Origin of the sequence: Ferrovum myxofaciens, from assembly GCF_000735045.1 — a bacterium.
GTDB classification, from domain to species: Bacteria; Pseudomonadota; Gammaproteobacteria; order Burkholderiales; family Ferrovaceae; genus Ferrovum; species Ferrovum myxofaciens.
Genome location: NZ_JPOQ01000128.1, coordinates 1 through 12,013 on the forward strand (window position 1 = coordinate 1; position 12,013 = coordinate 12,013).

General features: G+C 55.3%; 7 protein-coding genes and 1 pseudogene. 4 read left to right on the forward strand and 4 right to left on the reverse strand.

What is annotated here, in order from left to right:
• Positions 1 to 146: 146 nt before the first annotated feature.
• The 4 genes from IV91_RS0111555 to IV91_RS0111570 are packed head-to-tail and all read right to left on the reverse strand — an operon-like array spanning position 147 to position 6,853.
• Positions 147 to 1,361, reverse strand: a complete 1,215-nt coding sequence (locus IV91_RS0111555; RefSeq protein ID WP_031598558.1) for a DUF3322 domain-containing protein — start codon at positions 1,359 to 1,361, stop codon at positions 147 to 149.
• Positions 1,358 to 4,732, reverse strand: a complete 3,375-nt coding sequence (locus IV91_RS0111560) for an ATP-binding protein (protein ID WP_031598559.1) — start codon at positions 4,730 to 4,732, stop codon at positions 1,358 to 1,360. The genes IV91_RS0111555 and IV91_RS0111560 overlap by 4 nt, the downstream gene beginning before the upstream one ends.
• Positions 4,725 to 5,396 (reverse strand): DUF4194 domain-containing protein, encoded by a 672-nt coding sequence (locus IV91_RS0111565; protein ID WP_051862630.1) that lies wholly within the window; start codon positions 5,394 to 5,396, stop codon positions 4,725 to 4,727. The genes IV91_RS0111560 and IV91_RS0111565 overlap by 8 nt, the downstream gene beginning before the upstream one ends.
• Positions 5,397 to 5,398: 2 nt before the next feature.
• Complete coding sequence (locus tag IV91_RS0111570) at positions 5,399 to 6,853, reverse strand: DUF3375 domain-containing protein (RefSeq protein WP_031598561.1); 1,455 nt, start codon at positions 6,851 to 6,853, stop codon at positions 5,399 to 5,401.
• Between the two features lie 722 nt (positions 6,854 to 7,575).
• On the opposite strand from IV91_RS0111570, the gene IV91_RS0111575 reads away from it, so the two are divergent.
• From IV91_RS0111575 to IV91_RS0111595, 4 genes and pseudogenes are all read left to right on the forward strand, one after another.
• Positions 7,576 to 8,595 carry a class I fructose-bisphosphate aldolase gene (locus tag IV91_RS0111575; RefSeq protein WP_031598562.1) on the forward strand — a complete coding sequence of 340 codons (1,020 nt, stop codon included), beginning with the start codon at positions 7,576 to 7,578 and terminating at the stop codon, positions 8,593 to 8,595.
• A 305-nt stretch (positions 8,596 to 8,900) separates the two neighbouring features.
• A pseudogene (locus IV91_RS18920) lies at positions 8,901 to 9,068 on the forward strand (IS701 family transposase); the annotation flags it as partial.
• Between the two features lie 192 nt (positions 9,069 to 9,260).
• A complete protein-coding gene (locus IV91_RS0111590) occupies positions 9,261 to 11,702 on the forward strand; it encodes a phosphoketolase family protein (RefSeq protein WP_084190080.1) in 2,442 nt (813 codons plus the stop codon).
• Positions 11,699 to 11,938, forward strand: coding sequence for an HAD family hydrolase (locus tag IV91_RS0111595; RefSeq protein WP_031598564.1), 240 nt, complete (start codon positions 11,699 to 11,701; stop codon positions 11,936 to 11,938). The genes IV91_RS0111590 and IV91_RS0111595 overlap by 4 nt, the downstream gene beginning before the upstream one ends.
• The last annotated feature ends 75 nt before the right edge of the window (positions 11,939 to 12,013 follow it).

The following is a 12,013-nucleotide window of genomic DNA, read 5'->3' on the forward strand; positions in this document are numbered from 1 at the left end:
CCTGTGGAGAATTGGCGCAATCAGGCCGTTCCGTGAAGCAGGAACCCGCCGAAGCGACTACACAGGGGCTTGCCCTTGTGTAGCGCCGTAGGAATCTCCGGCATTCATGCCGGGGAGGATGTCAACTCAACCAAAATTCCAAGGTGTCAAAGTCGATGCTCCAAACATGCTTTCTTGGATCCGAGGTCGGTTTCGTCCGCTATCGCGGCTTCCACCAGGGAATAGTTGATCATTTCCTGTTCCAGTCGGAGGTGGGTGCGGATCCGGTTATCCCTCAACTCGTCGTATAAGGCACCTTCGATTTTTGTGAGGTTTGGCAGGTCGTGGGTGATGGGGTCGGGTTCTGAACCCCATGAGGTTAGGTGTGCCATCAAGGTTGACCGGTCCATGAGCAACGATTTGGTATGAGGGAAGTGACGACGCAATTGATCCAGAATGGCGAATCCATGGGTATCGATGTCGCCCCAGTAAGACAGGTCACAACGGTGCAACCATGTGGCCCGAGACAGTGCTTCCCAGCCGTAGCCGGCGCCGAAAATGACGATGGCTTCGGAGGCTTGGGGAAATGCCAGGAAATTCGTTTCGTTTTCGGTGATGAACACCCGGCGAAGTGGCGGGTTGAGGTGGGCGAAACTGTTAGCATCCAAGGTGATATCGGGACAAGGGGACCCCGAAATCCATCTGATCTGTGGGTCGAGCACACGCAGACGAATACGCGTCGGTTTGTCGAGAAAACCATAGCGTGGAGCAAATTGACGGATTCCGGTATGCTCTGCAGCAATTGCCGAGGCCGGCAAGACAAGGTCGAACCATTCGGCCAGAACGCTGCGATGGGCCTCGATGAATTTGCTATGGACCCCTGCAATATTTACTTGCCGCAGGTAGATGCCGGGGTGCGGGTGCTGTTGCATCCAGATCACCACCTCGAGCAGTTGAGGCCACACTTCAACCAGTTCGAGCGCTTGGAAGGGTCGTTTGGCCAACCATGCCAGAAGTGCTGCATGGGTTGAGCGGGTCAGGGATGCGAGTTCTTCGAAGCGGGCAGCTTCGGCACGCCGGCCGATCCAGAGAAGCGCGTCTTCCAGGCAATCCACCCAGATCGACTGGGGGAGTCGTTGCGTGCCCTGAACCCGATGATTGATTTCGCGCCACTCGATCCGAGTATGGGGGAGGGCAGTCAGACCCGCGATCCAGACACGCACAGCATCAAAACGCTCGGTGAGTTCTGCAGAAGTGGGAATTGTCAGGGCCAGTTTCAGCGGGAATCGGGATTCTCCCGTGATTTCTGAGCGCAGCAGGTCCCCCCGCTCCCAGAGACGAACTACCTGTTGCTTCAACTCGCGGGCCGTGGTCCAACTCATGCCGGTAGCGTTTGGGGCCGATGGGTGCGGTATTCCTCAATGGTCAGATTGCGCAATTTAGACGCCTGCCCCCCCTCGTTATGTACGAAACCAACATGAGCGATGAAAGGTTCGATGGTGTGGATTTTTTGGAGGGGGGTAACGATCAGGAGTTGCAGATTCAGTTGTTTGAACAACTTCAATCCATATTGGGCAGATTCGTCTGATCCTCGGCCAAAGGCTTCATCAATGACCACGAAACGGAAGGATCGGGACTTGACTTCGCCCCATTTCAGGCCAAATTGATAGGCCAGACTGGCTGCGAGTACAGTATAGGCCAGTTTCTCCTTCTGCCCCCCCGATTTTCCACCGGAGTCCGAGTAATGTTCGTACTCGATATCGTCGGCACGCCAGCGTTCCGAGGCGGCAAAGAGGAACCAGTTACGTACATCGGTGACCTTGGCAGTCCATTTTCTATCCTGATCGGCGAGTCCGTCGCGGCCCCGGAAGCGATCCACAATGATTTTTACCTGAAGAAACTTGGCTTCGGAATACTGGGCATCTTCCGAACCGGTGAGGGTTCCTTCCGTACAGGCCCGCAACTCTGACTGAAAATCCCGAATGTCCGCATCTGGACTGGGTTGGGATTCCAGCACGATATAGCGCCCGGAATTGTAGTCAATTTGTGTCAGCGATTCGTTGATGCGCCCGATCCGTTCCTTGATCAGTTCCCGATCACGGTTCTGCCGGGCATTAAAATTGGCAATTTCATTGATCGTATTGGTGTTCAGCAGTTCCTTGAAGCGCGTCTCAAAGCGGGGCAGGTCATCCCGATTCAACCGATCGAGCAGATTTTGGTACTCGAAAGCGGCATCAATATTGGCGTCAAAATCCGCTGTTTCCAATTTGAACCACTCTTTGAACGCCATCATCTCCTGAATGATCTTGTCACGCAAATCTGACAGTTTCTTGGTTGTTCCATCGATGCGTCCTTGTAACCAACCACGAACTTGTTGCTCATGGTTATCACAGGACTCCACGGTGAGCAGATGTTGACCCAGGGCCTCGGTGCGCGTGTTTTCCAAGCGGGCGCTGAGCGCCGCATCAAGGGGTTTCTCCGTGATCTGAGCGGAGACCGCCTGCCTGTACAGATCCGTGTCCATGCGCTTTTGCTCGGTTTTGGAGCGTTTGTCCCGGGCGGTATCCAGATCTTTGCGGAGATTCTCTAGTCTCTGGTTTGCCTCACGATATTGGTCATTCAACTGCTTCAATTTATCGGATGACGATTCGAATTGTTTGAATTCATCTTCGAGCCGAGCCACTTCTGCGGCTTTGGTCGTCCAATCCAGTTCGTCGAATTCGGTGAATTCTTCTAGTCTGGATAATGCGATGAGGCGCGTCTGAACCTCTTTGCGTGCCCCCTGGACCTTACCGATCAGGTGACCCAGTTCGCCTAATTGTCGTTCGAGGCGGTGGAATTTATCCTCCAGAGCCGCGATCTTGGCGCTGTTGGTCCAGCCCAACACATAGCGGCTACGATCTTCGATCCGATAGCGGTCATCTTTTTCATGGCGCCCTGTGGGATCCTTGATTTGTCCGGCTCGGGTCATGGCGCGGGTTTCGCGGCGAAACTGCTCCGGTGTGACACAGCATGCCACATCGAAGCGGTGGGTCAACTCGCGCTCCAGCCAGTCATAGAACGGAGAGTCCGGCTTGATCGAGAGTTTTCTGATCAAAGAATCCCGGTGCAGCGTAGGGAAATCGAGGGATTTTTTCTGGGGACGCACATGAAAAAAGACCAGACGACCGCGCAGTTGGTTTGTGTCTACCCACTCAGCCACCGCCGGATAGCGTGCATCGGGTACCAGCAGAGACAGCCCGAAACTGCGCAAAAACCGCTCGGCCGCGCCTTCCCAGGCGCGCTCTTCTTCGCGTATTTGAATCAGTTCGCCAGCGAAGGGCATGTCCTCCTCCGGTATCCCCAATGCTGCACAGAGCGTTGTGCGGATTTGCACCTGGATGTTTTCGATATTGCTGCGGCGATGTTTCAGGCTGGAAATTTCTTCGCTGAGGGCTTGATACTCCTCCCTGCCTTTGCGGAAGGCAAAATCGTGTTCTCGTTCTTGATTTTCCAGAGCCGCTGATTGTTCTGCCACCGTTTCGGCATATACGGACAAACGGGCACGCTGATCCACAAAGCCATCCCCGTCGGAGGCGGGTACTTCACCCACTGCGGTGATCAGTTCTTCATAGCGATGCGCCTTCTGGCGACAACGATCCCTTTCTTCACCCTTGCGCTTGATCTCGGACGACAGTCTTTCCAAATGATCTCCACCATTGGCGGCAATCCCCCGCTTGATCTCATCGATGACAGCCCGTTGCTGATCCTGATGGTCGTCGAGTCGTTCAACCTGAGCATTGAGTTTTTCCCATTCTCCCTTGAGGTTGATCAGGCGTTTGTCGAGCAAGGCGAGTTTCAGACCTGCAAAATAGGTGTGCAGTCCTTCGCGGCCTTTCCGCCATTCCTCAATCTCGTTGGCCAGATTCGCATGCCGTTGACAGTCCGCCACCATGGGCGTGAGCAGTTCCACCTGCCGTTTGGCCTTGAGCACGGCTTCGTGGGCACGGTTCAAATCATCGAAGTGGGTAATCAGTGCCTGAATGTACGGCGCCACCTCGAAGGGTTCCAGCATGTGACTGCGAACGAAGTCAGTCAAGTTACCCACTGATTTCATCGATACCGTCTGATGGAACAGTTCCAGTGCCTGATCGTTATTGATGCCAAAGCGGCGTCGAAACCAGGATCCGTACGGGGGAAAACTGTCCATGATTTCCGCGCCCAGATGACGCAATTTTTTGCGCAATGCGGAAATTTCAGTGCCAAAACGGGCGAAGTCGGTGGTGATGGTCAGGTCCCGTTCGGCTCCCAGGAAGAAGCGCGCTGGCTGTCCGGCGGCATCTTTCATCCAGAAAACTTGGGCCAGGGTTACGGTTTGGTCATAGCCGGCATTGTGAAACACGCCGAGAATCACTGAATAATTTTTATGATCGCGCAAGGATACTGGTCGAGCGGTGCCCGTAATTTCGTTGCGCTCCGATTTGTAGTGGCCCAATACGTATGAGCGCAGGGACCGCTCCTTGGTATCAGCGCCCGCTGCCTTGTTATAGGTTATGCGCTGGGCAGGGATCAGCAGGGTGGTGATGGCATCCACCAGGGTGGATTTCCCGGAGCCGATATCTCCCGTCAATAGCCCGTTCTTGCCCTCTAGGTTAAGCGTCCATACCTGGCCATCGAAGGTGCCCCAGTTGAATACCTCCAGTCGTTTCAGGCGAAAACCCGACAGGGTATCGTCGGCGACGAAGTCAAAACTCTGGGATCGGGTTTCATTCATCGCTAACCTCTCCGGCGGAGTCGATATTTTCCGTGAATTGTGCCTGGTAGGCGGCCAGACGGTCATTGAAGTCGGCCAGCCACTGAGCATCGACAAATGCCTTCAGGATTCGTTTTACCTCGTAACTTGTCGGGCCCGTAGTGGTGCCAGCGCCAACTTTCAGGCGCCGCAGGAACCCGAGATCGACAATTTTGTTGATGTGGGTTTCGATTTGGTCGACCAATTTCACCTCATTGCTCGCTGTAGGAAGAAACACCCGCACCAATTCGAGGATGTCTTCGCGGGTCAGTACCAACCGGGTGTCGCCCCCTCCGGCATCCGACTCCGCCAACTTCTTGCGCAGCAGAGCCAACAGCAGGCTGACGGGAAAGGACAGAGGGCGCCGCGCCACCAATCGGGGAAGTTTTGGGCTTCCTTCCTCATCTTCCGATTCGAGACGGCTTTTCAGGAAGGCATAGCCTTCGGCCTCGTCGAGTACCAAAGCCAAAGCCAGCACCGATACATAATCCCTGACCCTGGCCTGGAGAGAAAGCAACGCTCCCCATAGGCGTTCGTTATCATCGCGGTAGATCACGCCCTTGAGCAGACTGATGATCAGTACCGACAAATCAGGGGGGTCGATTTGACCGAGAGAAGGGGTCATGGCAAGAGTGTCATCGTCCATCGTCATCTCACAAAAATCATCCGAGGTAGATTTGCCGTCCGGTGTACGATGACCCCATCCTCAGCAGTTGTTTCCCAGCCAACGAGGTCCCGCGTGGACTCATCCACCACGGCGGCGAAGGTTTGGCTACCCAATTGTACATACGCCACCAATTCCGCCAGCCCTTGTTCGAGCGGATACGCTTTGGCCAATTCGGCGAGAGTGATTTGGGCTCGCTCCTGCAATGCCTGAGTGATATTCCGGGCCAGTTGTACGGTATCCACTACCACCTGATCATAGAGCGCCGCCATATCCCCCTCCTCTGTGCCTGCGTGCAACTCGATGTCGGCGATCAGCGGTTTCAGCGTGGGGGTGAACAAGGGGCGCTCCATCGGCAATTCCAAAGAGGCGGCCGGAATGGCGAGGTTCATGATGTCTTTGGTTGGGGGGTGTTCCCGGAGCGCCAGCGCCTGGGCTTCGATACCATGAAGGATATCCATGATGCGGCGGTTCTCCAGCCACGCCTGATCGTCCAGAAAGCGTCGGAGTTGCTGAGAAAGTTGGGCCACCGTCCGTTGGGTATGTTCGCTGGCTTCCAGCCAGTCATAATGTACTCGCCGCGTGCGAGCATCCGGCTGGAGGTCAGCGACGGGCGCCAAAGAGAGCACGGTCGACAGCAATTCGGTCAATTCTTCTTGTCGCCGGCTGGACATCAGAAAATCCCAGAAGGCCCGGAAACTCTTGCCCTGATCGGAATCGGCGATGGCGTCTCGCTCGCCCATGATTTCTTCCAACAGGGCTCCCTTGGAGCCTTCCCAGAGGGCGATGCGCTCGCGCACCCGGCGGTCGAGCATGCGGAAGTTATGCTCGACCTCGCGAAAGTCAGTCAGCAGTTCTCGCGCCAACTGCATGAATTGCTGAAATCGATCCTTCAGTGCCGTGTCGTCCAGTATAGGCACATCCCCAGACAACACCCGTGCGATCTCGGCATCGATTTCCTCGCGGCGCTTGTGCAATTCGGTGATGCGCTTGGCCGGATCGATTTCGGAACCCGCGCTCATTTGCCGGAGCAGTTCGAACAGGGTCATCAAGCGCGATTCAGTGCCGACGAAACTACGCTCGGTGAGTGTCCCCAGCCAGGCAATGGCCTTCTCGGTGGCCGATGTCAGGTCAAATTGCGGTTCATCGGTTCCCTGGCGGTAGTATTTGCGCAGCCAACCTTTTTCGGTGCTGGCCCAGTCGTTCAGATAATCCATCCCGTTTTTGGGGAAGGCAGTGTCACCAAATCGCTGGCGCAAACCATAGAGTTCATCCTCCAGCGCCTCGGCCAAATCGGTGGCATTCATTCCGCGCACATTGGACGACACGAACACCCGATGTAAAAAACTGGCCACCAGGGGGGCATGATCCGAGCGCAGCAACTTCCAAGCCGGATGGTGGTTGCGCAGGGTGTCCAAAGTAGCATAGTCGAGGGCCATATGTTGATATTCTCTAATTTCGCGACATCCGAACCAGACTCCTGGTTGATCACGGTGCGCGCGTGTTCGATACCCAACGGGGCAAGCATCTTGTCACTTGATACAAAAAGATGCAACAGTATTATGCCATGTCCCACTTTCGCTCTTCGCCTGGTTGCAGGTTTGGGGAGGTTCTCTGAGTAGATCATGCACACATGTTATGGAGGTGAGATGGTGATAGAATGCGCAGGCGCGTCCCCGTAGTTAAATGGATATAACGGCCCCCTCCTAAACATCATTGGGCACCCGTCATCGAAAGAGGCTGGTGAATGCATTCAAAGTCGGTGAACCCCCTGTGCCTGGCACGAGGCAATACCGAGCAAAGTTCCAGAGTGCTGGAAAATGTGTAGAGACTTGACGGATGCGGCCTGTCATCCCGGTTCGGGATTAGGGTCAAGGTAAAGTCCAGCCCACGAACGAAAGGATTTTCGGCGGCGAAAGCCGAAGTGGGAAGAAGGGGCAATTACAGGTTCGATTCCCGTCGGGGGCGCCATTTCAAAAAACCTTTGTTACGCAAAAATTCCTTGAAATTCATTATTGTCTTGACATAGGGGTCCACTTCAGAATGACGGGTCTTTGAAGGAATCTGACGGGACGTTGACGTTATTGTTTGTTCCGATTAAATACTAACGCCCGTTGGTGTTCGTATCAGCCATTTCTGCATCTATCACAGGAGATGAATCATGACCATTGCAGACGAACTTCAGGCCACCATCGAGCAGATGGTGCAACCTGGCAAGGGTATTCTCGCCGCCGACGAGAGCCATCTCACCATCGCCAAACGCTTTGCGGCGATCAAGGTTGAGTCTACTGAGGAGAATCGCCGCGTCTACCGCGCCCTGCTGTTTACTACCCCCGGAATTGAGGACTATATCAGCGGCGTGATCCAGTTTGAGGAGACCCTGGACCAGACCAGCGATGACGATATCCTTTTGCCCGAAGTTCTGGCGCGGCGAGGTATTGTTCCCGGTATCAAGGTGGACAAGGGCAAGGGTCCGCTGGCGCTGTCGCCCGGCGATCTCATTACCTATGGACTGGACGGTCTGGCGGAACGCTTGCAACACTGCAAAAGCCAGGGTGCGCGTTTTGCCAAGTGGCGCGATGTCTATCAGATCAGCGGACACAATCCCACGTCTCTTGCCATCAGCGCCAACGCCGAGATGCTGGCGCGCTATTCGGCAGTCTGCCAGGAACTAGGTATTGTGCCCATCGTCGAGCCGGAGGTGTTGATCGACGGTGATCATAGTCTGGCCCGTTGCGCCGAAGTAATCGAAGCGGTGCAAAAGGAAATATTTCATGCACTGCACCGCCATCATGTGGTACTGGAGCACATTATTTTGAAACCCAGTATGGTGTTGCCGGGTAAGGACCATTCCGTCAGGGCCAGTCCCGAAGAGATCGCAGTAGCGACCCTGCGGGTATTCAGGCGCACGGTACCGGCAGCGGTGCCTGGCATCAATTTTCTCTCCGGTGGACTGAGTCCGGAACAGGCGACGGCCAACCTTAATGCCATGAATGTCGGTGATGCGCCCTGGTTGCTTTCATTTTCCTATGGCCGCGCCCTGCAACAGCCGGTGTTGCAAGCTTGGCAGGGTAAGGCGGAGAACGTTGGCGCGGCCCAGCAGGCTCTGCTGAAACGGGCACGCTTGAATGGTGCTGCACAGCGGGGTGAGTATCAGGAAAGCATGGAAAATACGGCGTGAGTGGGGCGCATTGATTGGACTTTACGGGCGATATCCTGTGCTGATTTTGATTAGTGTTTTGCAGCGGTCGCAGCGCGAGCATCCCGATATGTCCTGAGTGCGCTAACGAACAGATACGTTCCGCAGAGGCGGGCATGCTCCTTAACCTGTGCACGGCAAAAGAGGTTCCTGTGCATGCTCACCATCCGAGAAATATTCGCTTCTTTAATTACAGAGGCTGAACTTTAGACATTCACGGGTTTTTCCAAATATCGAAGGTACCCATCTGCGCGATAAATATTTTCAAAAAATGCAAAAAACACTTGCTGATCATCGACGATACGCTGGTTCCTCGTTGCGCGAAGAAGGGGCCAGGGATCAGCGTCAAACACGATCACAGCCACAAGGCCAACCGGCCTACCTTTTTGAACAGCCAAGGTTGGGTTACACTGGCCCTGGTGGTGCGGGTCCGATTGGGTTCGGCGCTCAATTTATCGGGCTTCCCGTACGCCATGCCTCACCTTGTGCGCACAGCGACAACCCGAAGTCGGGGAATTTCGTGATGCCTTTCCCCACTCAGGATCAACGATTGCAGTGCTGAGGCGCGCAACCCCCTGTCCTCATTCGATGATAGCCAGGACGGGTTTGCCGCGTTCTCGATCTTGATAAAAAAGGAGCACTGAAAAATGAAGACAAACACGCTTTCTGCAGAACAGTTGCACAAGATGGACGCCTACTGGCGTGCCGCCAACTACCTGTCGGTCGGCCAGATTTTCTTGTGTGACAATCCGCTACTGAAACGTCCGCTGACAATTACGGATATAAAGAAAATGCTGCTGGGCCACTGGGGCACAACGCCGGGGCAGAACTTCATCTACGCGCATTTGAATCGGGTCATCAAGAAGTACGACCTCGACATGATCTACGTTGCCGGCCCCGGGCACGGAGGTCCGGCGGTGGTGGGCAACACCTATCTCGAGGGTACTTACAGCGAAGTCTATCCCGACATCAGTCAGGATGAGGCCGGACTGCAGAAGTTGTTTTTGCAATTTTCGTTTCCCGGCGGCATACCCAGTCACGCCTCACCGGAGTGTCCCGGCTCGATTCATGAAGGCGGCGAGCTAGGCTATTCGTTAAGCCATTCGTTCGGCGCTGTATTCGATAATCCCGATCTGATCGTCGCCTGTGTCGTCGGCGATGGAGAGGCGGAAACAGGACCGCTGGCTACCGCGTGGCATTCCAATAAATTTCTCGATGCGGCTACCGACGGCGCGGTGCTGCCGATATTGCACCTCAATGGCTACAAGATTTCCAACCCGACCATACTCGCCCGAATCGAACATGAGGAACTGGAACAGTTGCTGCGTGGCTATGGCTGGATGCCGATCTTTGTCGAGGGGTACGACCCTACGCTGATGCATGAGGTGATGGCCACAGCACTCGACACAGCAGTGGAACAGATCAAAAAAATCCAGCACGACGCGCGCGCGCTCGGCGACCTCACCCGTCCGCGCTGGCCGATGATCGTGCTCAAATCGCCCAAGGGTTGGACCGGCCCCAAGGTCGTCGACGGCCTGCAGATTGAGGGTACCTTCCGTGCGCACCAGGTACCGCTGCACCCGCACAAACATCCTGAACACTTAAAACTGCTGGAAGACTGGATGAAGAGTTACCGGCCTGAGGAACTTTTCGACAAGCAGGGACGCCTGAAAACGGAACTGGCCGAACTTGTACCTCTGGGCTGTCGCCGCATGGGCGCTAACCCGCACGCCAATGGTGGCATCCTGCTGCGCGATCTGCGTATGCCGGATTTTCGCGACTATGCGGTCAGCGTGCCTGAGCCTGGCGCGCCGGGCATCGGCGACACGCATGTGCTTGGCCCATTCCTGCGCGATATTGCCAAGCTGAACGATGAGCAGCACAATTTCCGTGTGTTTGGTCCCGACGAAACACTTTCCAACGGCTTGGAAGCATTGTTTGACGTGACCGAACGCCAGTGGGATGCTGCGACTCTGCCGAATGACGAATGTCTTGCACCGAGCGGTCGTGTGATGGAAATGCTCAGCGAACACCAGTGTGAAGGCTGGCTCGAGGGCTATCTGCTTACCGGGCGACACGGGCTGTTCAACTGCTACGAAGCCTTCATCCACATCATCGACTCGATGTTCAACCAGCACGCAAAATGGCTGAAAGTCACCGCGCACATACCGTGGCGCAGAAAAATTGCATCGCTGAATTATTTACTTGCCTCGCATGTATGGCGCCAGGATCACAACGGCTTCACCCATCAGGATCCCGGCTTTATCGACCATGTGGTGAACAAGAAGGCAGAAGTGGTGCGCGTGTATTTTCCACCCGATGCAAACTGCCTGCTATCGGTGATGGACCACTGTCTGCGCAGCCGTCATTACGTCAACGTGGTGGTTGCGGGTAAACATCCGGCGCCGCAGTGGCTGAGCATGGACGAAGCAGTCAAGCACTGCACCGAGGGTATCGGCATCTGGCAATGGGCCAGTAACGATCAGGCGGTGTCACCCGACGTGGTGATGGCCTGCTGCGGCGATGTGCCCACGCTGGAAATACTTGCTGCCGTTTCTATCATGCGTGAGCATCTGCCCGATCTGAAAATCCGCGTGGTCAATATCGTTGACCTGATGAAATTGCAACCACCCAGCGAGCACCCGCACGGCTTGAGTGATATGGATTTTGACGAGCTCTTCACCAAAGACAAGCCGGTGATCTTTGCCTACCACGCCTACCCGTGGTTGATCCACCGCCTGACCTACCGTCGCATCAACCACAACAACTTCCACGTGCGCGGCTACAAGGAAGAGGGCACTATCACCACGCCCTTCGACATGACGGTGCTGAACGACCTGGACCGCTTCCACCTGGTAATGGACGCCATCGACCGCCTGCCACAGACCGGCGACAAGGGTATGGACCTGAAACAGCAACTCAAGGACAAGTTGATCGAGCACAAGCAGTACATCGACAAGAATGGTCAGGACATGCCCGAGATTCGTAACTGGCGCTGGAGTGCTGGGCGGGCCGCTGACAATTCAAGGGATATGAGGCAGATACTGACAGAGCAGCGTGCTGGACTCAGCAGTCAGGATGCGAAATGACTTGTATCTGTCCCGTCATCACTCTCTCGCCGCGCGACTATGATGCCGTTCTGTTCGATCTGGATGGGGTGCTGACGAAAAGCGCGAGCGTGCATGCCTCGGCCTGGAAAAAGCTCTTCGACGAGTTTCTCAAGCAGCGCGCCACCAAGGCAGGGGAGGCGTTCGTGCCCTTTGATATCGATACCGATTACCCGGACTGCGCGAAAAGCCCCGTCGTTCAGGGCGGGGATGAATAGCGCGGATGCCGAAGGCATCCATCTTCGTTTCCTATAGTGGCGTTTGCTGTTGCTCGATATATTGTTTGATGATGC

Coding starts and splice junctions, on each gene's coding strand:
- IV91_RS0111575 (WP_031598562.1), top strand. CDS start 7,576: ATGACCATTGCAGACGAACTTCAGGCCACCATCGAGCAGATGGTGCAA.
- IV91_RS0111570 (WP_031598561.1), bottom strand. CDS start 6,853: ATGGCCCTCGACTATGCTACTTTGGACACCCTGCGCAACCACCATCCG.
- IV91_RS0111595 (WP_031598564.1), top strand. CDS start 11,699: ATGACTTGTATCTGTCCCGTCATCACTCTCTCGCCGCGCGACTATGAT.
- IV91_RS0111555 (WP_031598558.1), bottom strand. CDS start 1,361: ATGAGTTGGACCACGGCCCGCGAGTTGAAGCAACAGGTAGTTCGTCTC.
- IV91_RS0111590 (WP_084190080.1), top strand. CDS start 9,261: ATGAAGACAAACACGCTTTCTGCAGAACAGTTGCACAAGATGGACGCC.
- IV91_RS0111560 (WP_031598559.1), bottom strand. CDS start 4,732: ATGAATGAAACCCGATCCCAGAGTTTTGACTTCGTCGCCGACGATACC.
- IV91_RS0111565 (WP_051862630.1), bottom strand. CDS start 5,396: ATGGACGATGACACTCTTGCCATGACCCCTTCTCTCGGTCAAATCGAC.